Raw genomic sequence first — 23,758 nt, forward strand, 5'->3', positions numbered from 1 at the left:
TTAGAAGAAGGCGTAGAAATGGTAATGCCAGGAGACAACGCAACATTTAAAATCAGCCTACAAAAACCAATAGCCCTAGAAGAAGGACTAAGATTCGCAGTACGTGAAGGTGGTAGAACAGTAGCATCAGGTGTTGTTACTAAGGTTATTAAATAATTTTATACAATATAATTATTTTATTAAAAGAGCAGAATAATTTCTGCTCTTTTTTGTATAAAATAATAAACTAAATTTATATAAAACATACAGAAATACTTTTATTTGCAAATATAAAATTAAAAAAGGGTAAAAATTAAACTAAGATAATTTGGACTTTTACCTTAGCTATAATTATAGTTGTAATAATTTAGCTTTAAAATATCATAAAAAGATACATCTATTACAGGTTTTAGAAGGAGTCCTAGTATAAAAAAATTAGTTAAATTGTAAATACACTAATTTCTATACTGAAAAAAGTATTACCAATACTAGTCATTATATTTACATGGTTATTAAAAATATTTATGTATATTTTAATCACAATAAAGATAAAAAAGAAGTTAGATGAATTTCAAAAATGAGAGAATTATTAGAAAAAATCTGTTTAAGTTTTTCTAGAGTTACTTTAGCAATAGTCTATTAATAGATAGTGTATACATATTATCAATTATTGATTATAGTGATTATTAAAGTATACTAAACTCTTGGAGGATTTATGAGTAAAAAATCAATAGTGATAATGTTAGCATATGTAGGAATCATTACCGGAGCGGGACTAGCTTCTGGACAAGAGATCTTACAGTATTTTGTATCCCTAGGAATACCTGGACTTATAGGAGCGGGTGCAATAGGAATTTTACATATATTATTTGGAGGCATACTCTTACAGTTAGGTTCAATGTATTTAGCAACTAATCATGAAGATGTTTTTGATCAAGTAACAAATAAATACGTAGCAAAATTTATGGACTTAGGTCTAATATTTAATTGCTTTGTAATGGGTTTTGTTATGATAGCTGGTGCAGGAAGTAACCTAAATCAAGCTTTTGGCATAGATAAATGGATAGGTCAATTGATTTGCACTTTTTTGATAATATTTGTTGGTATGCTTGATTTTGAAAAAGTTTCTAAGATTATAGGCTCTTTTACACCTATTATAATCACTTTTGTTTTAATAGGTGCTATATATACATTCACCAATTCAAACCCAAATTGGGATTATTTAAATACAGTAGCAACTAGTTTACCATCTAATTTTAGCAATGTTCCACTATCTGTATTCAATTATTTTGGTCTTTGTATGATGTGCAGTGTATCAATGGGATTTGTACTAGGTGGAGAAGAGATGAATCCTAGCGAAGCTGGCTTGGGTGGACTTCTAGGAGGAGCTATCTCAGGTATACTTGGTTTACTAGTTGCCTTTACTATATTTATTAGAATTGATGAAGTAGGACAACTAGATATACCAGTGTTATATATATTAGAAGATATTCATCCAGTATTAGGAGTTTTAATGGCCATTACAATCTTTGGTATGATATTTAATACTGCAATATCACTTTTCTACTCCCTATCAAGAAGATTTTCTAAAGGAGATGAAAATAAGTTTAGAAAGATGCTTATAGTAATAACTTTAGCAGCATTTGCACTAAGTTTTGGTGGATTTAAAAAATTAGTATCTACTTTTTATCCAATCATTGGCTATATTGGTATAGCTCTTATGATTTTATTACTAGTGGCTTGGTTTAGAGATAGGCAGTCAATAAAATATGAAAATTACAAAAGAGTTGGCATAAACCATTATATGAGAAAGAAAATGGATGATAATGAAGACTTTAGTAGAGAAGACGAAAAAAAATTAAAAAAATTAATAGATAGATCTAATATAGATAATGAACAGATGCAAGAAGTAGCTGAAGAATATGTTCAAAAAGAGTTAGAGGATGAAGAATAGAACTGTGGGTCTTTATAGGCCTGCAGTTTTTTGTTTTTTATATTGGTATATTAATATGGTTTGTAAAAGGGTAATAATATCCTATAATATATATAATTATTTAAGGAGGTATTATGAGAAAGTATATTGATGATGCTCGTAAACTTCATGAATATGTTGGCGGTGACGAGAATATTTCTTCAGTAACTCATTGTGTTACTAGGATGCGCTTTGTATTAAACGAACCAGCCAAAGCAGAAATAGAAAAAATTGAAGCCTTACCATCAGTAAAGGGAAGTTTTACTCAAGCAGGACAGTTCCAAGTTATAATTGGCAATGACGTTGACCAGTTTTATAACGATTTTATGACGATTTCAAAAGCTAAGGAAGCTAGCAAGGATGAGGTAAAAGCAGATGCAAAGAAAAACCAAAACTGGTTACAGAGAGTTTCTGCAGTATTGGCAGAAATATTTGCACCACTTATACCTGCTATTATAGTAGGTGGCTTGCTTTTAGGATTAAGGAGTATCTTAGAACAGATACCTTTTGATAACCTAGGTGGACAAACAATTGTTGAGCATTCACAGTTTTGGTCAGGAACTAATGATTTCTTATGGCTAATATGTGAGGCTATTTTCCATTATTTACCTGTTGGTATTGTATGGTCTATTACTCGTAAAATGGGAAGTACACAAATACTTGGTATAGTATTAGGTATTTGTTTAGTTTCTCCTAATATATTAGCTAATGCATATACAATTGCAGAGGGTGGAGAAATACCTATTTGGGATTTTGGATCTTTTCAAATTCAAAGAGTAGGTTATCAAGCTCAAGTAATACCAGCTATGCTTGCAGGTTTTACCCTAGTTTATTTAGAAAGATTCTGGAAAAAACATATACACCAGTCAGTTTCAATGATATTTGTACCACTTCTATCCTTATTGCCAGCAGTTATACTTGCTCATACAATATTAGGCCCAATAGGTTGGAAGATAGGAACAGCTATCTCTAATGGAGTTTATGCAGGACTTACATCAAAGCTCAACTGGTTATTTGGTACTGTTTTTGGATTTTTCTATGCTCCACTAGTTATAACAGGGCTTCATCATATGACAAATGCCATAGACTTACAACTAGCCAGTGATTTTGGTGGCACTATACTTTGGCCAATGATTGCCCTATCAAATATTGCACAAGCTTCTGCTGTGCTTGCAGTTATCTTTCTTCACAAAAATGATGAAGCAGAAAAGCAAATATCTGTACCAGCAGCAATATCAGCTTACTTAGGAGTAACAGAGCCAGCCTTATTTGGTATCAATATCAAATACGGATATCCATTTATGGCTGGCATGATAGGATCAGCTATTGCTGGAATGTTCTCTGTTCTTACAAAAACAACTGCTTTTAATATAGGTATAGGAGGATTACCAGGATTACTATCTATTCAGTCTAGCTCATATATAACATTTATAATAGCTATGATCATTGCTATAGTAGTTCCAATTATTTTGACTGTAGTATTTAATAAGAAAAAAATGTTCCAGAATAAAATTGAATTTAAGACACCAAGTTTTAGTTAGGAAAAATTTATGAATTTAGGAAAAAAAGTAATTTATCAAGTGTATCCTAGAAGCTTTAAGGATACCAGTGGTGATGGAATAGGAGACCTTAGAGGCATTGCTTCTAAGGCTTCTTATATTAAAGATTTGGGAGTAGATATGGTTTGGTTAAATCCATTCTTTATCTCTCCACAAAATGATAATGGTTACGATATAGCGGATTATTACCATATAGATGAGAAATTTGGTAGTGAAGAAGATTTAGATTATTTAATAAAAATCTTTGAAGAAAATGGATTAGGACTCATGTTTGATATGGTATTTAATCATACGTCAATAGAACACGAGTGGTTTAAAAGAGCCTTAGCAGGAGATAGGTACTATCAAGATTTTTATTATATAAGAGATCCAAAAGAAGATGGATCACTTCCTACAAATTGGGAGTCTAAATTTACTGGAGATGCTTGGGCACCATTTGGAAATACTGGTAAGTACTATCTATGCTTATACGATAAAACTCAAGCAGACCTAAATTGGCATAATCCAAATGTTAGAAAAGAATTATTTAAGATAGTGAATTATTGGATAGATAGAGGTATCAAAGGCTTTAGATTTGATGTGTTAAATGTAATAGGTAAAGATCAGCTTTTAAAAGATAGTACTGGAAATATTGTAGAAGAAAAAGCTTTATATACAGATACTCCTATAGTTCATAAATGGATAAGAGAGCTTAACCAAAATACATTTGGTCGACATGAAGATATCATAACAGTAGGAGAGATGAGCTCTACAAATATTAAAAATTCTATTATGTATTCCAATAATGATAACACAGAACTTTCCATGGTATTTAGCTTTCATCATCTTAAAGTTGACTATGAAAATGGAGATAAATGGACAGACTATGCCTTTGACTTTAAAAAAATAAAAGAAATTTTAAATGAGTGGCAGGTAGGCATGGAAGATGGTGGAGGTTGGAATGCTCTATTTTGGAATAATCATGACCAACCAAGAGCTAATAATAGATTTGGAGATGTAAAAAACTACCCATACGAAACAGCAACTATGCTTGCTCAAACTATGCATATGATGAGAGGAACACCATATATTTATATGGGAGAAGAAATAGGTATGAGTGACCCAAACTATGATTCAATAGACGATTACAAGGATATAGAAAGTCATAATGCCTATGAAATGCTTATAAAAGAAGGAAAATCTAGTGAAGAAGCCTTCTATATAATTAGCAAAAAATCAAGAGACAACTCTAGAACACCTATGCAATGGGATAGTAGCGAGAATGCTGGATTTTCAAATATAAAGCCTTGGCTTAGAGTAAATAGTAACTATAGACAGATCAATGTAGAAAGTGCATTAAGCAATAAAAATTCAGTCTATTATTACTATAAAGAACTTATTGAACTAAGAAAAGAAAAAGACATAATATCCGATGGGTCATATACTCCAATTCTGGAAGATCATCCAAGGGTTTTTGCATATTTGCGTAAATATAAGGATCAAGTTTTAATAAATTTAAATAATTTCTATAAAGAAGAAGTGGAGATTGACTTATCAGCAATACTTCCAGATTATAAAGACTTTTCATATCTTTTAGGTAATTATGGTAATAGAGAAATGAAAGAAAAAATAATATTACGAGCTTACGAATCTATATCTTTTATAAAATTTATAAAGGATAGTAACATTTGAGAAACTATATGATTATCAATATATATTAAGGATTTTTATATATTTTGGTATATTTAAGAAAGTGATATAATAATATCGATAAATAAATATATAAGCTTAAAAAGAATAGTGAAGTACTATGAAAACAAATAAATCTAATAAAAAATCTGTAACAATCTTATCGTTAGCTATGATTTTATCTTTACCGATTACTAGTCATGCTGATGGACAAGCAAATCAAAACAATCATTTAAATATTCAAGGTTGTTGTCCTAGAGAGATTACATCTAAAAGCTAAAAGATGAATCAACACATAATTTTAATGAAGAAAAAGGTTCCTTCCAAGAACATCACGTATATATAACAAAAGATGAAAATGGCAAAGAAATAACACGTGAAAAAGTAGATGGTAAAGAAAGTGAAGGAACAATCCACGAATTCTACAACACAGGTAAAAAAGAAAAAGATGGATATAAATTTGTACGTACAGAAGATGCAAAGAATACTCCAATAGTAAATGAAGACGGAAGTGAATCAGCAGGCAATTATGTACCAGGCAAAAAACAAGAAATCACTTATGTATACGAAAAAACAGTAAAAACGCCAGTAAAACCTTCCAAGCCAGAAAATCAAGGTGTTCCATTAACTCCATTGGAACCAGCAGATTCAGTTGATCCAGAAGTTTCAGAAACTCATGAAAAAACTGAAGTTATAAAAGTTCCAAGGGCTCCTCAAAAAGTAGAAAAAGCTATTACTAGAAAATCTAATAACAAATCTAACAATCCAAAAACAGGAGTAGGATCTTCAGCAGGTATAGTTGGTGTAGCAATTTCTTCAATACTTGCAAGTCTTGGATTAGGTAAAAAGAAAAAAGAAGATGAAAACTAAATAAAAACTGAATAACAAATTTATTTCAAGAGGCTCTCTAATAGAGTCTCTTCTTTTTATTATAAATGCTTATTGATGCATTCATTAAAAATATATTATGCAATCGATTTGACAAATAATTTATTATCTATTACAATATAATTGTAAATTAAATATCAAATTCTTCAGGGCGGAGTGCAAGTCTCCACCGGCAGTAAAGTCTGCGAGCGTAAGCTGATTAGGCGTGATTCCTAAACCGACAGTTATAGTCTGGATGAGAGAAGAAATATAAAAGTAATACCGTGTGTATTACTTATAATCTCACTATTTAAGTCCCTGAGTTTAGGGGCTTTTTTAATTGCCTGAAGCTTATAAGGAGGCAAGATGAATGATGAAAAATTAATGAGAAGGACTTTCGAACTTGCAAAAAAAGGTGAAGGAAAAGTTCTAACAAATCCTTTGGTTGGAGCTGTAGTTGTAAAAGATGGAAGGATCATAGGAGAAGGTTATCACCATAATTATGGAAATATTCATGCAGAAAAAGATGCATTTAATAACCTTACTGAAGATGCCAAGGGTGCAAGCTTATACGTGAACTTAGAGCCTTGTTCTCACCAAGGGAAACAACCACCATGTGTTGATGAAGTTATAAGACAAGGTATTAGTAAGGTCTATATTTCAAATCTTGATACCAATCCTAAGGTAGATAGTATAGAAAAGCTTAAAGGTCATAATATAGAAGTTCATAGCGGCATACTTGAAGAAGAGGGAAAAAAGTTAAACGAAGTATTTTTTTATAATATGAAATATAATAGGCCTTTTGTTTCCTTAAAGTATGCTATGACTTTAGATGGAAAAATTGCTTGTGCTAATGGTGATTCTAAATGGATTAGCAATGAAAAATCTAGAGAGTATGTCCACAAATTACGTAGCAAATACGATGCGATTATAGTAGGTAAGGCTACAGCTATACATGATAATCCTTCCCTTAATTCTCGAATAGAAGCTGGCATAGATCCTGTTAGGATAATAATAGATAGTGAACTAGAACTACCAATGGATTTAAAGGTATTTGATCTAGAGTCTGATAAAAAGACTTACGTAGCAACTTGTTCAGATAAAGAAAATCCTTACAAAGCAGATTTAATCAGATGTAAGGAAAAGAATGGAAAAGTAGATATTAATGATTTACTAGAAAAGCTTTATGCTATGAATATAGGTTCAATATTAGTAGAAGGTGGATCCCATATAAATAATGCTTTTCTAGAAGCTGGTCTAGTAGACAGGATTTATGAGTTTATTAGTCCAAAAATCATTTCTGGGGAAAGGTCTATTTCTCCTTTTACTGGAAAGGGATGCGAATTTATGAGTGATGCTTATAATTTTGAGATAGAGGATATAAATAGATTTGATACTGACATTTTGATAGAGGCAAAGAATGTTCACTGGAATATCTGAAGAAATAGGAGAGGTTGTAGCTTTTACTCAAAAATCTGACCATGTAAGTGTAGAGGTTAAAGCAAGTAAAGTTCTAGAGGGAATAAAGATGGGGGACTCTATAATGACTGATGGAGTTTGCCTAACTGTTACGTCTTTTACTGATAAATCTTATACAGCTGATATAATGAATGAATCCTTAAAAGTTACTAAATTTGATAGGTCTATCTTATCAAAAAAGGTTAATCTTGAAAGAGCTATGAGAATAAACTCTAGGCTTGATGGACACATAGTTCAAGGTCATGTAGATGGTAAAGGAAGCATAATAGCTATAAATAAGAATGTATTTAGGATAAAGACAGATAGAGAAGTGTCAAAATATATAGTAAAAAAAGGATCAGTTGCCATTGATGGCATATCACTTACCGTATCAATGGTAGATAAGGATATTTTTGAAGTTTCTCTTATTCCAGAAACATTGGAAGCGACGACTTTTAAATACAAGAAGATAAATGATTCAGTTAATATAGAAACTGATATTATAGGAAGATATATAGAAAAATTGACAGAAGATAAAGAAAGGGTGGACAAAAACTTTTTATTAGAAAATGGTTTTTAAAGATTATGGAAGAAATATTACAAGCACTAAGAAATAATGAAATAATAATAGTCACAGATGATGAAGATAGAGAAAATGAGGCAGACCTTATCTGTGCAGGTGAAAACGTAACAGGAGAGATGATCAATCTAATGGCTTGCTACGGGAAAGGGCTTATCTGTACACCTATTGGCAGCAAAGTTGCTGAAAGATTAAATCTAGAGCCAATGGTAGCTACAAATACTGACAATCATTCTACAGCTTTTACAGTGTCTATAGACCATGTTGATACTACAACAGGAATATCAGCATATGAAAGAGCAGATACTATCAGAAGCCTAAGTGAACTATCTACTAAGCCAAGTGACTTGAGACGACCAGGCCATGTATTTCCACTAGTTGCAAGAGAAGGTGGAGTTTTAGTTAGAGATGGACACACAGAAGCAACAATTGACCTTATGCAACTTGCTGGATTAGAAGAAGTTGGAATTTGCTGTGAAATAATGGCAGATGATGGTCATATGTTAAAAGGTCAAGCAGTTAAAGATCTAGCAGAAAAGCTTGGACTTAAAATGACAAGTGTTGAAGCCATAAAGGAATATAAGCTAGAAAAACTTCGTAAGGAAGAAAAGTTAATAGAACAAACAGATGTTATAAATCTACCTACAGACTATGGAACATTTAAGGCTCTAAGTTTTCTAGATAAAGAAAATGGAGAAGAACATATAGCACTTATAAAAGGGGATATAAACAAAGAAGACGTTTTATGTAGGGTACATTCTGAATGTCTAACAGGAGATGTATTTGGATCACACCGTTGTGATTGTGGATCACAATTACATAAGTCCTTAGAAATGATAGAAAAAGAAGGATCTGGAGTTTTAGTTTATCTAAGGCAGGAAGGTAGAGGTATTGGTTTATTTAATAAAATTAAAGCCTACAAACTTCAAGAAGAAGGTTATGATACTGTAGATGCCAATATTAAGTTAGGCTTTCCTGCAGACATGAGAAATTATAGGGTAGCTGCAGATATTCTAGAAGAACTTGGGGTAAAATCTGTAAGACTTCTTACAAATAATCCTGATAAAATTGAGCAAATAGAAAAATATAATATAAAAGTAAATAATAGAGTTCCAATAGAAATTCATTCTAATGATATTGATAAAATATACCTAAAAACAAAAGCTGATAGAATGAGACATGACCTAAAAGAATTTAAAGGAGCAAACTAATGAGAGAATACAGTGCAGAATTAACAAGTGTAGGCAAAAAATACGCAGTAGTAGTAGCAAGATTTAACCATTTTATAACAGATAGACTTGTAGAAGGATGTCTAGATACACTAAAAAGACATGGTGTAAAAGACGAGGAGATAGAAATTATAAGAGTACCAGGAGCATTTGAAATCCCACTAGCAGCTCAGAAGGCAAGTAAAAAAGACTACGACGCAATAATTACACTTGGAGCAGTCATTAGAGGAGATACACCACACTTTGATTATGTATGTGCAGAAGTTTCAAAGGGTGTAGCAAATGTAAGCTTAAATACTGAAAAACCAGTAATATTTGGAGTAATAACAACAGATACCATAGATCAAGCAATACAGCGAGCAGGTGTAAAATCTGGCAATAAGGGAGCAGACGCAGCTTTATCAGCTATTGAAATGGCTAATCTAATGGAACTTATATAGGAATAGAGTAATAATCTCTCCAGAAATCAAAATCTAGGGAGATTTTTTTGTGCGTACATTGTGATTTTATATTATAAGTGTGATGAGTAAGCTAGTATATAATATTTGTGGATCTTTGAACTTATATATTGGCTTATTTTGGTACTATCTTAAGTTTTCTAATTAAACAACTCCATTAATATTAAATATATCAATTAGAAAAAGATTTACTATATGATGATATTTAGATGATATACTAATAATATAGAATTAATTGTTAATTTGAAAAAATATAGAGGTTATTATGAAAAAGAATAGACTATATTTCCTGTTATTTATATTTATGATGATAATGGTAGGATGTGGAACTAATAAATTTGATGATAATGAAAATGAAGAAAAGATTAATTATATAGAAAAAGAAAAAATACTTCATGAACTAAGTCAGAGTAAAATGCCAGATGGTGGCTACAGGTTTGCTAACCAAGAATTTGAAAGTTCTTATAGTATATACTCAAGTTATTACATAAATGCTGCAAAGGCAGAATCAGGGATCGATGACATACATTTATCCGATCATACAAAAAATAAGATAATAGGTAGATTTTTAACATCAGATAATTTAAATTTGATAGATGTATACTGTGCACTATCATCACTAGAAGATCAACATATTTTCACTAGCATTAAAGATAATATAAGAGAGTATTTAAATACTTTATATATTAAGGATGGAGGCTATTATACTTTAGATGCAAATAAGAATGAGTCTAATTTAGATATGGAAATTTTTGCAAATTATTATGTTTATGAAGTAGCCAGAATGTCAGGACTATTAGAAGAGATAAAGATATCAGATAAATGGCTTAGATCTATTGTAAAAAAAGTATTTGTAGAGGAAAAACTTTCTAAAGATAAAATAAGTTTGTATAAAAAGCTTATTTATTTAGCTGATAAATATGATATAGAAATTAGTGATGATGTAAGAGCAAATATAGCTAATATGTGTGAAGATAGTTTTATAAGCTTGGATAATCTCTCTAATGATATTAATCAATATGGCATAGAATATATAATGGATAGTTTAGAAGTAGATGATTATATATCTGGAATAAAAGAAAAATCTAAGAAAAAAGAATTTCTACTAGACTGTATATTTGATAAAGATTCTATAAATGAAGAATTATTTGGATACGATGTTTATAAATTATATTCAGCAGTACATTCATTAAAACTCTTAGGATATAACTTTAATGAAGATAAGAGAATATCTAAAACATTTGATAGTATAGAAAAATTTAGTATTAGTCAAGATGAATATATTAGCCCAGGATATACAGAGTCAAATTTATTTGATACTTATTATGCTTATTCTTTATTAAGTAAAATAGATTCTTTTGATAAAAATAAACTTATTAAATATTGTAAAAATATAAAGGAGTCTATTGTAAAATCAGATAATGTAGTAGAACTTGAGTTATATTTAAAACTATTGGATTTAAGCGATTCTTTTAATTTGATTCATAATGACTTGCCGACTATTGAAAATAAATTGGATACAAAATGGAATGATTTAATAAATGATAAGGATAATTTTACTGAAAATTTAGGAGAGATTAATAGTTTAATTGAATGTAGACAAATGCTTAACTTAGATTATTCTATAAACGAAAAATTATACGAAGAGCTAAGTCAAGAATTTATGCAAGATAATGGCAAAGAGCATATTTATAATTATATAGAGTTAATCAAATTTGTTGATAAAATTGGAAAATCTAATAATGCTTATATTAATTCTCTTTGTGAGAATCTAGAAGATAAGCTATATTCCCTTAAAAATGAAGATGCTAGAAATAAATTGATTTTACTTAGCAAATCTTATAGCTTATTTAATAAGACAAACTATAAAATATCAGCTAAATTAAGTGATTATGCATATGATATTTTGATAGATAGTAAGTCAGATAGTGGTTTATACTATGGAGGTGATTTTGATGAGGATATAATAAATTTTTATAATACCTATTATGCTGTAGAATTGACCCAATTATTATCGAAATAAGATAAGAATAATTATATCTTTTGTAATCACAATTGTTCTATTTAAATATAATCTAAGGTACATGCCAAAGATAATAGATTGATTCATTTATATAGTTATAGTGTAAGCTTATACTCAGATTTTAATTTGAAAAATTAAATAAATATAGAGCTAATTATGATGTTACAGATTTAATACTATGAATCTGTAACATCATTTTAATTATTTTACTCAGCAGATAAAGCCTCGACAGGATCTTTCTTAGCTGCCATAGATGATGGTATGATTCCAGCTATTAGGGTTAGGACTACTGATATTAGTATTAGTATACCAGCAGCTTTTGCTGGTAGGGTGGATGTTATATAGTCTATTCCTGTTAGATTTCTAATTAGATTTGTAATTGGTATATTTAAAATCATAGTAACTCCTATGCCGATTAAACCTGATAATAAACCTATGATAAAGGTTTCAGACATGAAAACTTTTATGATATCTGCCTTGCTAGCACCAATTGATCTTAGGATGCCTATTTCTTTAGTACGTTCTAAAACTGATATATAAGTTATAATTCCTATCATTATTGAAGAAACTACCAAACTTACTCCAACAAAGGCTATTAGCACATAGGAAATAGCATTAATTATATCTGTGATTGATTTTGTTATTAGTCCAATAATATCTGTATAGTTTATTTGCTCGTTTTCACTTTTACCTTGATTGTATTTATCTATTACATTTTTGATATTTTCACGATTTTCAAAGTTTTCTACATAAATGTCTATTTCTGCTGGTGCATCCTTGCTTACAACTCCTAGATCTTCTAAGTTTTTGTTGTAGGAATTGCCAGATAAAAACTCATCGTAAATATCAATTAGAGTATCTTTGTTGTTTTCCTCTAAAACGTATTGGGCAAGTTGGTTTTGATCTTTAATACCTACATTTTGCTTATTTTTATCTTGTGCTTGTATAAGACTTGGATTAATCATAGCTTGCTTTTGCATTTCTCCAGCTTTTTTTTGTGCTTGTTCTGCAATTTTTGGCTTATTTTTAACTATCCAAGTAGAAAAGGCTAATGAGTCTTTGTCATTTAAATTTTCTAGATAATATTTTGCTGCCTTTTGTTTGTCATCATCATTTTGTGCTTTAAATGGCAGATTATTTAGAATATTTTTGTCTTTGTCTGCTATTTGTGCTTTTACAATTTCAGATGCATTTGCGTGCTCTATCATCATATCAGTTAGACCTTCTGTAAATCCAATAGTACCATTTACAACTTGATTATCTTCATTAGTTTTTCTTTTTGCTATACCAACTATTTTTGCACTTACGCCATCTTTTACTATTTCATCTACTTTTATTTCATCATCTTTTATGTTTACAAAACTATCACCATTTTTTTCATAGTAATCGGAAGGGGATACTATTTTGTATTCATGGTCTAAAATATCAGATGATTTTATCCCGATTTCATCTAGGTCAACTTTTTCATTATTATCTAGTTTTGCAATAATATTTTTATAGTCTTTTGCTGGCAAAAATCCTAGTTCATACATATGAGATGTTAGGATTTCATTATTATAATCGGTAAATAACACTAGCTCATTGGATTTTCTTGGCCAGTGGCCATCTACTATTTCATATTCATCTGTTATTATTGGGCTAATACTCCTATCATCTTTGCTTATTAATTGAGTGAAATTTTTATTATCTTGGCTAGGCTCAAACATACTAGCAAATTCTGGACGATTATCCTCTTCAAAATCTTCTCCGTTTGTATTTACTAGCTCTCCTTTTGGATCTTTGGTAAATATATCAAAGTTCATATCATAAAGATAGCTAACAAAGTGCGGTCCTACATTTTTATTTAAATCGTCTTTGCTTTTTTCTATATATTTTTTAAAAGGGGTGAGATTATTTTCCTTTACATTTGAAGCAAAATCTGACCTACGATCCAAGATGAAGTTATTGGTGTATATTTTATTGTCCTTGTGGTTTTTCTCTTCGGTTTTTGGTGGTGTTATAAGAGATGATATATTTACTGATTCTTTTTGTACTTGTATGGGATAAGCTTTTAAAGCTTTTCTTTGGCTATCAGCTATAAAATCATTGGCACCAGTAGATATTGATAAAATAAGAGCTATACCAATTATTCCTATAGATCCCGCAAATGCCGTTAAAATTGTTCTTGCCTTTTTAGTTAAAAGATTATTAAAAGAAAGGCTTATAGCTGTAGGAAATCCTAATTTTATTTTTCTTGTTTTAAAATTATCATTTTCATTTATTTCTTTATAAGGGTTGCTATCACCAATTATTTGTCCATCTTTTATGCGAACTATTCTTGTAGAATAAGTTTCTGCTAGTTCTGGATTGTGAGTTACCATTATTACTAGGCGATCTTTGGAGATTTCTTTTAATAATTTCATTATCTGCTGGCTAGTTTCCGTATCCAAGGCTCCTGTTGGTTCATCTGCAAGTACTATATCAGGATTATTTACCAAAGCTCTTGCAATGGCAACTCTTTGCATTTGCCCACCAGATAATTCTGAAGGTTTTTTATTAATATGTTTGCCAAGCCCCACTTTTTCTAAGGCTGATATAGCTTTTTTCTTTCTTTGATCTTTGGAAACTCCAGATAAGGTTAGAGCAAGTTCTACATTTGATAATATGTTTTGATGGCTAATAAGGTTGTATGATTGGAAAACAAAACCTACTGATACATTTCTGTAATAATCCCAATCATTATCTGTAAAATTTTTAGTTGATTTATCATTTACTAAAAGGTCACCTGAAGTGTAGTGGTCAAGCCCACCTATTATATTTAACAAAGTGGTTTTACCACCTCCTGACTGACCCAAAATAGAGACAAATTCATTTTGCCTAAAAGATATGGAAATATTATCCAAAGCTTTTTGCTCAAAATCTCCCGTCTTGTAAATTTTAGATATATTTTTTAGAGTTAACATTTATGCCTTCTTTCTGTAATCAAAATATTATACCCTTAAAATTTGTCAAAAGTAAAGTAAAATATAATATACTTTAGAGGGGCAAATATGGGAGATTTAGTAGTTTATAAAGAAAATCAAATAGATATTATAAAAAAAATCACATATTATAAAAAACTTGATATAAATGCCATTTTACTAGATCCATTTATAAAATTAGATGAAGAAATTATAGAAAAAGTTCTATTTATAAACTCTTTACTTGCAGATAAGAGCATAAAATTATTTGTAAAAATAGATATGAAAAAAATATCTAGCTTACTACTGGACACTAAAGAAGAGGATTTGCCTTGGAATGATCCTAAAATACGCAAGTCTTTTTATCAATTTATTAACTATTTGAAAAAACATGGTATAAGTGGACTTTACTTTAGTAATTTTGAAGATTTGTTTTTTGACAATTCAAGTTTTTATCTAAGAGAAATGAGCAAAAATATACTAGCTACGAATGAAATAACTTCTATTGTTGAAGTGGATTCGGATGATTTGAACTATCAAAATTACTTATCCCATGGAAAGAGTGGATTATTTTCATATGTATTTAATAAAAACTTAATTGACAATTCAAATGATTTTTTAGATAGCAAAAAATGCTTATCAGCTATACAGGATAGAAATATAAATCAAATATATACTACAGATAATAATTTAAAAAATTTTACAAATAATAAAAATTTCCCGTTTTTAACTAGCTCTTTACTTGCAGGAGTAAGTTTTCTTTTAAAGGGAGCGATTATTTTAAAAGATTTTGAGGAGCTAGGCATATTTTCATCTTCAAACTACAGCAATGATTATAAAGTTTTAGATCAAACTAATAAAACTTTTGAATTTTATCAAAAACTTATTAAAATAAAAATCCAAAAAGAGGCCATTATAGAAGGAAAATACAGGGAAATTTTTAATAAAGATCCTGATATATTCGCCTTTATAAGAACTTTTAAAAATAAGAAAATTATTGTATTCGCAAATTTTACTCAAAAGGAAATTCTTGCTGATATTAGATTTCATTTTATAGATAGAAATGATTTTCACTATTTACTTGGCAATTATGGTAGAAGAAAAATAGTTAAAAATTTATTACTTAGACCTTATGAATTTATAGCCTTTATAAAATGATTTGTAAATATATTGTATAAGTGAAATATTATATAAAAATATTGTATATTTTATGCTAAAGTGTTAAAATAATATCTGATAGATAAAATATATACAAATCAGGAGGAAATATATGCAATTTGTGGCTGTACTAGTGACCCTAGTATTGTTTTATGTACTCTATCAAATGAAAAAACGTGGTATTTCATTTGGTGGCAGAGTAATAACAGGTACTATTATAGGTCTTATTTTAGGATTTATTTTTAAAGACAATACCGAGTATGTATCTGTTTTTGGCAGTATTTATGTAAACTTGCTATACGCAATGGTTATTCCGCTACTTCTAACTACTATTATAAGAACTATGTTAAATACTGGTTCTCTTACAAAACTTAGATCAGTTGGTTTAAAATCAATTGGGATTTTAAGTTTGCACAATGTAATGGGTTCTATTGTAGGTCTTATTCTAGCAGTTGCTTTTAAAATTGGTCAAGGTGTACATTTTGATGTACCAGTAGATTCAGAAGTTAAGGAAGTGCCAACTGTTAGTGAAACTATTATTAACTTCTTCCCTTCAAATATAGTTTCAAATGCAGCTGAAGGTCAAGTTGTACCAATTATTATATTTTCCGTTTTAGTTGGTGTTGCTACTTTAAAATTAATTGAATCTGGCAAAGAAGAAACTGTTCGTCCTTTTGCTGAATTTATAAATTCTTTTGCAGAAGTTATTTTTAAATTAACAAGTATGATTACAAGCTTAACTCCATATGCAGTGCTTGCTTTAATGACAAATGCTGTTGGTAGAGTGGATTCTACAGCTATTGCACCATTTATATTAATTTTGGTATTAAACTATGTAGCATCAGTAATCCACACTTTCCTTGGAACAGGTATCCTTGTTTCTTCATTTGCAAAAGTAAATCCTATAGCGTATTTCAAAAAGGTATGGCCAGTAACAATGATTGGCTTTACAACTCAATCATCAATGGGAGCTATTCCTGCAAATGTTGAAAATCTTAGGGAAAAACAAGGTGTTGCTGAAGAAATAGCTTCATTTACAGCTCCACTTGGAGCAACCATGGGCATGCCTGGTTGTGCAGGATTTTGGCCAGTAATGAACGCGATTTTTGTTGCAAATATGATGGGACTTGGCTGGGGAGTAGGAGATTATATAAAATTAGTTTTAATTGCTCTTTTAGTTTCCCTAGGAACAGTAGGAGTACCAGGAACAGCTACAATTACAACAACAGCATTATTTGCAGCTATGGGATTGCCACTAGAAATGGTAGTACTTCTTGCTCCAATTTCTACACTTGCAGATATGGGCAGAACAGCTACAAATGTAACAGCTGCAAACTCATCAGCACTTATAGTAGCAGCAAGTGAGGGTAAATTAAATAGAGAAGTATTTAATAGAGCCTAACAAAAAAATAAAAGCTTGGTTTTTACCAGGCTTTTTTTATTGTAAAAATTAACTTTTCTTGTAAAATAATCTTAACTATTTTAAGGAGAGTTTATGAAAATTTTAGTTTTTGGATTAGGCTATGTGGGACTAGCAAATGCTATTTTACTTAGCCAATCAAACGAAGTCATAGGGATAGAAACAGATGAAGAAAAAATAAATCTGATAAATCAAAGAAAATCTCCCCTAAATGACGAAATGATTATTGATTATTTAAATAATAAAGATTTAGATTTAATAGCTACAAAAAACTATGAGGATCATTTATTAGATAGTGATCTAGCAATTATTGCAGTACCTACAAATTATGATGAAAATACCAGATATTTTGATACAAGCTTTGTAGATGATGTAATAACAAATATAAAAAATGATAATGAAGATTTGCCAATATTAATAAAATCTACGATACCTGTAGGCTATACAAAAGGAAAAAGGGAAAAATTTGCCTGCCAAAATATTATATTTTCTCCAGAATTTTTAAGAGAGGGTAAAGCCTTAGCTGATAGTTTAAATCCTTCTAGGATAATTGTTGGAGATAAGACAGATATAGGCAAAAATATAGCTAGTCTTTATAAAAAAGAATCTTTAAATGATACAGAAGTTTTATATATGGATTCTACAGAAGCTGAGGCAGTAAAACTTTTTGCAAATACTTATCTAGCTATGAGAGTTTCTTATTTTAATGAACTGGATACTTTTGCAGAAATGAAAGGTCTATCAACAAAAGATATAATTATGGGAGTTTCTGCAGATCCTAGAATTGGCAATTATTATAATAATCCTTCCTTTGGCTATGGTGGATATTGCTTGCCAAAAGATACTAAACAACTTTATGCAAACTTTGAAGATGTTCCTAATGCTATGTTTGGTTCTATAATTGAATCTAATAAGATAAGGAAAGACTATATTAGCCAAAGAATTTTAAGGGATAATCCTAAAATAGTTGGAATTTATAGACTTATTATGAAAAAAGATTCTGATAATTTTAGAAAATCAGCTATTTTTGATGTAATCAATAATATTAAAGATAAAACAAATGTAGTGATTTATGAACCCAATCTTGAAGGTCAATCTTTTGAAGGATTAAAAATTATAAATAATTTGGAAGAGCTCAAGAAATCAGATATTATTGTAGCTAATAGACTAGATGATGCACTAGAGGATGTTGCAGATAAAGTATACACAAGGGATATATTTAATAAAGATTAATTTTTGATAACACTGGGTATTATATTAAAAATTGATTGGGAAAGCAGGTGCTTCTATGACAGAAAAGAAAGAAAAATACATACCCTTGGTTCATTCAAAATTAAGGAAATCATTTATAAAAGTTCCAGAAGAAATTTATAAAGCATCTGGAATAGTAATATTTGAAAAACGTATCAAATCTTTATTATTTACAACAGACTTGGCTATTATAAGAAATACAAATGCAGATAGCATTATGGCAGTGTATCCTTATACACCTCAAAGCTCAATTTCAAATGCTATTTTAAATGTATCCAATGTACCATGTTTTATCGGCGTTGGAGGAGGGACAACTCAAGGATTAAGGTCCAAATATGTGGCAATTGATGCAGAATTATCAGGGGCTTATGGGGTAGTAGTTAATTCACCTATGCCTAATAAAGATTTAAAAGAAATTGCAAGTTTCGTCGATGTTCCAGTTATAGCAACCGTTACAAATTCAAAAGATGATTATATTGGCAAGATTGAAGCCGGAGCTGAAATTTTAAATATTTCAGGAGGGAAATATACTGCAGATTTAGTAGAGGAGGTTAGGAGCGAAATAGGTCCTAAATTTCCAATAATTGCAACGGGTGGCAAAACTGGAGAACAAATACTCGAAACTATAAATGCTGGTGCAAATGCTATTAGTTATACTCCACCATCCAGCTCAGAAGTATTTGGAGAAATGATGGATAAATATCGTAACCAAAATGTAGCACATTAATAAATAATTTAGAGATTCCAAGATAATTGGAATCTTTTTTTGAAAGGAAAAATTATGTATGAAGGTTATATAACAGATGTTAAGGGAATTAAAGTTGGTCATGCTGAGGATATCAAGGGAGGAACAGGTGTTACAGTTATAATTCCTCCAAGTGGAAATAGCTGTGCAGTAGAAGTCAGGGGTTCAGCTCCAGGTACACGAGAGACAGATTTACTAAATCCTGTTAATACTGTAGAAAGTGTTAATGCTCTTATTTTAAGTGGAGGATCAGCTTACGGACTCAATGCTTCTAGTGGTGTAATGCAAGCTTTAGAAGAAGATGGATTAGGTCTTGATGTAGGAGTAGGCATTGTGCCTATCGTTCCCCAGGCTGTATTATTTGACCTAGCATATAAAGATTACAAGTGTCGACCTGATAGTAATATGGGAAAACTTGCTTATAAAAATGCTGGCATTAATGAGAATCGCCAAGGAATAGTAGGAGCAGGAACAGGTGCTACTGTTGGAAAAATTTTAGGAATGGATAAGTCTATGAAATCAGGTTTGGGATCTGCAAGTATATGTCAAAGAAACTTGGTGGTTTCTGCTATGGTAGCTGTAAATGCATTTGGTGATATATATGATTACGAAAAAGGAAAGCAAATAGCAGGTCCTATTGATGATGGCAAAATAATAAAAACAGTTGATGTCATGGGCAAGATAATAAATGACTTTTCAGATTTAGCCGATAAAAATACTACGATAGGAATAGTTTCAACTAATGCTAAGTTTGATAAGACAAAACTTACAAAAATAGCGCAAATGACTCACGATGGTTTTGCTAGATCAATTAACCCAGTGCATACTGGTTTTGATGGAGATACAATCTTTGCACTTTCAACAAATGAGATAGAAGCCGATTTAAATATGGTGGGAGTTATGGCAGCAAATGCTATGAGTCGTGCTATAGCTAATGCAATATACGCAACAAATAAGAAAGAATCTATTGACTTAATATAGTATTGATAGTAAAATATACCAGTACACTCTACTCCGCAATAAATTAGCGGGGTCATAGACCATAGGGAGGTGAAAAAGAATGAATAATTACGAAGCAGTTTTAATTTTCAAACCTGACATGAGTGATCAAGATAGAACTGAACTATTTGATAGATTCAAAGCTGTAATCGAAGAAAATGGTGAAGTTACTAATGTTGATGACTGGGGAAAAAGAAGATTAGCATACGAAATTAATTATATCAGAGAAGGATATTATTATATCGTAGAGTTTAAATCTGAACCTGATCATATCAGAGAATTTGAAAGAAGACTTAGACTTTCAGATTTCATAATCAGATACATGGTTATCAGAAAAGAGGACTAATCTATGAATAGAGTTATACTTATTGGAAGACTAACTAGAGATCCCGAATTAAGGTATACTCAAAATAATCAGGCGGTCGCTACATTTACCCTAGCTGTTGATAAAAGAATGAGCAGGGAAAAAAGACAAGAAGCAGAATCTCAAAATCGTCCTACAGCTGATTTCATACGTATAACCGTTTGGGGTTGGCAAGGTGAAAATGCATCTAAATATTTAAGAAAAGGAAGTCAATGCGCTGTGGAAGGTAGCATCAATACTGGAAGCTATCAAGATAAAGAAACAGGCAAAACAGTCTATACAACTGATGTTTGGGCTAATAATGTTGAATTTCTAGGATCTAGAAGCGATAATCAACAAAATGGAAACTATAATGGATCTAATTATGGTGACAACCAAGATTACGGCAACAACAACTATTCCCAAACTGGTTATCAAAATAATAATTATAATAACAATAATGATTCTTATAATCAAAATCAATCAGGTTTTGATAGTAGTGATGATTTCTTTGATGATGATTTTACCGAAATTGAAGATGATGGCAGGATTCCATTCTAAAATATAAGGAAAGGAATATCATGGCAGGAAATAGAAGATATAAACCAAGAAAAAAGGTTGATCCATTTGTAAAAGATCCTTCTAAAGTTATCGATTATAAAGATACTGAAACTTTAAAAAGATTTATTTCTGATAGAGGAAAGATCTTACCAAGAAGAGTAACTGGCCTTAATGCAAAACATCAAAGAGAAGTAACTCGTGCTATTAAAAGAGCAAGACAAGTTGCATTATTACCATACGAAGAAAACTAAGAAAATTTTAATATAAAATACATTCAATAAGCAAATTAGATGCTAAGTGGTCATTTATAAGATTTCTGCTTAGCATCTTTTTTATTAAATTAATAATATATAAATTCTTATGTTATAATATATAAGAACAAAATTTATAAAGGAGGAAATATGTCAGTTGAGATTTTATCTCTAATAGTTGCCATACTAGCTGTATTATTTATGCTTTTTACTGTAAAAGCAAAGATAATGCCATTATCTGCTGGTAATGATCGTATGGTGCAAATCTCTAATTATATAAGAAATGGTGCAATGACATTTCTTAAAAGAGAGTACAAATTCATTGCAATATTTGTTGTTATAGTAGCAATCTTACTTGGAATATTTATAAATGTAAAAACTATGGTTTGCTACATCCTTGGTTCAGTTTTATCAATGCTTGCTGGATTTATAGGAATGAGAGTTGCTACAGCATCCAATGTTAGATGTGCCAATGAAGCAAAAGAAAGTGGTCAAAATGGTGCCCTAAAAGTAGCTTTCTCTGGTGGATCAGTTATGGGTATGGCTGTAACAGGATTAGGTTTTATAGGAATTATTTTAACTTACCTTTACTTTAAAGATCCAACTATCCTAATGGGATATTCTCTAGGTGCTTCATCAGTTGCTCTTTTTGCAAGAGTTGGTGGTGGTATCTATACAAAAGCTGCCGATCTTGGAGCTGACCTTGTAGGTAAAGTAGAAGCAGGAATCCCAGAAGATGATCCAAGAAACCCTGCAGTTATCGCTGATAACGTAGGAGATAACGTTGGGGACGTTGCTGGTATGGGTGCAGACTTATTTGAGTCATATTCAGGTGCTATAATTTCTTCAATGACACTTGGTGCAGTATATTTTGCAGAAGCTGGTGTAGGATTTACCTTATATCTAGCATCTATAGGTATACTTGCTTCAATAGTAGCATCATTAATATTCTTAGCAAGAGAACATAAAAACCCACAAAAATCTTTAATGGGAACATTATATATCTCAGGAATAATAGTATTAGTTGCTGCATTTATCCTATCAAATAAATATTTTGGTAACTATCAAGCTGCATTTGCAGTAATTACAGGTCTTGTTGCAGGTATTATTATAGGTCTTTTAACAGAAGTTTATACTTCAGATAAATATAAACACGTTAAACATATATCTAAAGAATCATCAACTGGTGTTGCTACAAACATCATTGCTGGTCTTTCAACAGGTATGCTTTCAACAGTATTCCCAATATTAGTAGTAGCAATTGCGATAATGCTTGCATTTAACCTTATGGGAGTATTTGGTATAGCACTTGCAGCTGTAGGTATGCTTTCAATTACTGGTATTACAGTAACAGTAGATGCTTACGGACCTATTACAGATAATGCTGGTGGTATAGCAGAAATGAGCTACTTACCAGAAAATGTACGTGATATTACAGATGGTCTTGATTCTATTGGTAATACTACAGCAGCTATCGGTAAAGGATTTGCTATTGGATCTGCAGCTCTTACTGCACTTTCACTATTTATTACTTATTCAGAATCAATTAACCTAGAAGAAATATCAATTCTAGATAGTAAAGTAGTTGCTGGTATGTTTATTGGTGGTATGCTACCATTTCTATTCTCAGCTCTAACAATGAACTCAGTAGGAAAAGCAGCAAGCCAGATGATAGAAGAAGTTAGGAGACAATTTAAAGAAGACGATCAAATCTTAGCTGGTAAAAAAGATCCAGATTATGAAAACTGTATTAGTATTTCAACAACAGCTTCACTTCAAGAAATGGTTGTTCCAGGAATACTTGCTATAGTAGTACCTATTATAGTTGGTAAGATCCTTGGACCATATGCTTTAGGTGGTCTACTAGCAGGTGCTCTTGTAACTGGTGTTATGATGGCAATCTTTATGTCAAATGCTGGTGGAGCATGGGATAATGCTAAAAAATACATTGAATCTGGTGTAGAAGGTGGTAAAGGATCTGATGCTCATAAAGCAGCAGTAGTAGGTGACACAGTAGGTGATCCATTCAAAGATACATCAGGCCCATCACTAAATATCCTTATCAAACTTATGACAATAGTGTCTGTAGTATTTGCAGGATTATTTGTTTAATAAAATTTTTAAAAACGGAGGAATTAATTCTCCGTTTTTTTGTTTACTTAAGTAAGTAGATTTATAAATCTGATGGAAATAAAGATATCTTTTATTCATATAAAATAAGCAATATTAAATTTTGTAATAAACTTTATAAATCATTGTATCGGAAAATATTGAAAATTGATAATAAGAATTTATTAT

Annotated in this window: 21 protein-coding genes, 1 pseudogene and 1 riboswitch; of the genes and pseudogenes, 21 read left to right on the forward strand and 1 reads right to left on the reverse strand. The window is 30.6% G+C overall.

Features of this window, described 5'->3' with window-relative positions:
* The 12 genes and pseudogenes from J2Z39_RS07150 to J2Z39_RS07200 form a co-directional block, all read left to right on the forward strand.
* Positions 1-156 (forward strand): EF-Tu C-terminal domain-related protein (locus J2Z39_RS07150; RefSeq protein WP_483414904.1); only part of this gene is annotated, 156 nt, incomplete at its 5' end.
* Between the two features lie 538 nt (positions 157-694).
* Complete coding sequence (locus J2Z39_RS07155; RefSeq protein ID WP_209814534.1) at positions 695-1,933, forward strand: YkvI family membrane protein; 1,239 nt, start codon at positions 695-697, stop codon at positions 1,931-1,933.
* A 113-nt stretch (positions 1,934-2,046) separates the two neighbouring features.
* On the forward strand, positions 2,047-3,492 hold the full coding sequence (gene treP, locus J2Z39_RS07160; RefSeq protein WP_209814536.1) for a PTS system trehalose-specific EIIBC component: 1,446 nt from the start codon (positions 2,047-2,049) through the stop codon (positions 3,490-3,492).
* A 9-nt stretch (positions 3,493-3,501) separates the two neighbouring features.
* The gene (gene treC, locus J2Z39_RS07165; RefSeq protein ID WP_209814539.1) at positions 3,502-5,181 is read left to right on the forward strand and encodes an alpha,alpha-phosphotrehalase; all 1,680 of its coding nucleotides are present in this window, start codon (positions 3,502-3,504) and stop codon (positions 5,179-5,181) included.
* Positions 5,182-5,299: 118 nt separating this feature from the next.
* On the forward strand, positions 5,300-5,458 hold the full coding sequence (locus J2Z39_RS07170) for a hypothetical protein (RefSeq protein ID WP_209814541.1): 159 nt from the start codon (positions 5,300-5,302) through the stop codon (positions 5,456-5,458).
* A gap of 62 nt (positions 5,459-5,520) precedes the next feature.
* Positions 5,521-5,736: pseudogene (locus tag J2Z39_RS08715) on the forward strand (hypothetical protein); the annotation flags it as partial.
* Positions 5,737-5,811: 75 nt separating this feature from the next.
* The gene (locus J2Z39_RS08520) at positions 5,812-6,048 is read left to right on the forward strand and encodes an LPXTG cell wall anchor domain-containing protein (protein WP_245325743.1); all 237 of its coding nucleotides are present in this window, start codon (positions 5,812-5,814) and stop codon (positions 6,046-6,048) included.
* 156 nt (positions 6,049-6,204) lie between these two features.
* Positions 6,205-6,317: riboswitch (FMN riboswitch) on the forward strand.
* Positions 6,318-6,411: 94 nt separating this feature from the next.
* Entirely contained in the window at positions 6,412-7,485 is a 1,074-nt protein-coding gene (gene ribD, locus J2Z39_RS07180; RefSeq protein WP_209814544.1) for a bifunctional diaminohydroxyphosphoribosylaminopyrimidine deaminase/5-amino-6-(5-phosphoribosylamino)uracil reductase RibD, read from the forward strand.
* Entirely contained in the window at positions 7,466-8,083 is a 618-nt protein-coding gene (locus J2Z39_RS07185) for a riboflavin synthase (protein WP_209814546.1), read from the forward strand. The genes ribD and J2Z39_RS07185 overlap by 20 nt, the downstream gene beginning before the upstream one ends.
* Positions 8,084-8,088: 5 nt before the next feature.
* Positions 8,089-9,294 (forward strand): GTP cyclohydrolase II, encoded by a 1,206-nt coding sequence (gene ribA / locus J2Z39_RS07190; protein ID WP_209814548.1) that lies wholly within the window; start codon positions 8,089-8,091, stop codon positions 9,292-9,294.
* Complete coding sequence (gene ribH / locus J2Z39_RS07195) at positions 9,294-9,752, forward strand: 6,7-dimethyl-8-ribityllumazine synthase (RefSeq protein WP_117522116.1); 459 nt, start codon at positions 9,294-9,296, stop codon at positions 9,750-9,752. Before ribA ends, ribH begins: the two co-directional genes overlap by 1 nt.
* 283 nt (positions 9,753-10,035) lie before the next feature.
* On the forward strand, positions 10,036-11,793 hold the full coding sequence (locus J2Z39_RS07200; protein ID WP_209814550.1) for a prenyltransferase/squalene oxidase repeat-containing protein: 1,758 nt from the start codon (positions 10,036-10,038) through the stop codon (positions 11,791-11,793).
* Positions 11,794-11,999: 206 nt separating this feature from the next.
* On the opposite strand, the gene J2Z39_RS07205 is transcribed toward J2Z39_RS07200, so the two are convergent.
* Positions 12,000-14,735 carry an ABC transporter ATP-binding protein/permease gene (locus tag J2Z39_RS07205; RefSeq protein WP_209814552.1) on the reverse strand — a complete coding sequence of 912 codons (2,736 nt, stop codon included), beginning with the start codon at positions 14,733-14,735 and terminating at the stop codon, positions 12,000-12,002.
* An 87-nt stretch (positions 14,736-14,822) separates the two neighbouring features.
* On the opposite strand from J2Z39_RS07205, the gene J2Z39_RS07210 reads away from it, so the two are divergent.
* From J2Z39_RS07210 to J2Z39_RS07250, 9 genes are all read left to right on the forward strand, one after another.
* Positions 14,823-15,890: a hypothetical protein gene (locus J2Z39_RS07210; protein ID WP_209814554.1), complete on the forward strand. Its 1,068-nt coding sequence runs from the start codon at positions 14,823-14,825 to the stop codon at positions 15,888-15,890.
* A 112-nt stretch (positions 15,891-16,002) separates the two neighbouring features.
* Entirely contained in the window at positions 16,003-17,292 is a 1,290-nt protein-coding gene (locus tag J2Z39_RS07215; protein WP_209814556.1) for a dicarboxylate/amino acid:cation symporter, read from the forward strand.
* A gap of 93 nt (positions 17,293-17,385) precedes the next feature.
* A complete protein-coding gene (locus J2Z39_RS07220) occupies positions 17,386-18,543 on the forward strand; it encodes a nucleotide sugar dehydrogenase (RefSeq protein WP_209814558.1) in 1,158 nt (385 codons plus the stop codon).
* A 55-nt stretch (positions 18,544-18,598) separates the two neighbouring features.
* Positions 18,599-19,288, forward strand: coding sequence for a beta/alpha barrel domain-containing protein (locus J2Z39_RS07225; protein ID WP_117522109.1), 690 nt, complete (start codon positions 18,599-18,601; stop codon positions 19,286-19,288).
* A gap of 54 nt (positions 19,289-19,342) precedes the next feature.
* Positions 19,343-20,287 carry a P1 family peptidase gene (locus J2Z39_RS07230; RefSeq protein WP_117522108.1) on the forward strand — a complete coding sequence of 315 codons (945 nt, stop codon included), beginning with the start codon at positions 19,343-19,345 and terminating at the stop codon, positions 20,285-20,287.
* Positions 20,288-20,366: 79 nt separating this feature from the next.
* Positions 20,367-20,651, forward strand: coding sequence for a 30S ribosomal protein S6 (gene rpsF / locus J2Z39_RS07235; protein ID WP_117522107.1), 285 nt, complete (start codon positions 20,367-20,369; stop codon positions 20,649-20,651).
* Between the two features lie 3 nt (positions 20,652-20,654).
* Entirely contained in the window at positions 20,655-21,209 is a 555-nt protein-coding gene (locus J2Z39_RS07240) for a single-stranded DNA-binding protein (protein ID WP_209814560.1), read from the forward strand.
* A gap of 20 nt (positions 21,210-21,229) precedes the next feature.
* Complete coding sequence (rpsR, locus tag J2Z39_RS07245) at positions 21,230-21,460, forward strand: 30S ribosomal protein S18 (RefSeq protein WP_117522105.1); 231 nt, start codon at positions 21,230-21,232, stop codon at positions 21,458-21,460.
* A gap of 150 nt (positions 21,461-21,610) precedes the next feature.
* Entirely contained in the window at positions 21,611-23,572 is a 1,962-nt protein-coding gene (locus J2Z39_RS07250; RefSeq protein ID WP_117522104.1) for a sodium-translocating pyrophosphatase, read from the forward strand.
* Positions 23,573-23,758 lie beyond the last annotated feature (186 nt).

This window comes from Anaerococcus nagyae, assembly GCF_017874535.1.
Taxonomy (GTDB): domain Bacteria; phylum Bacillota; class Clostridia; order Tissierellales; family Peptoniphilaceae; genus Anaerococcus; species Anaerococcus nagyae.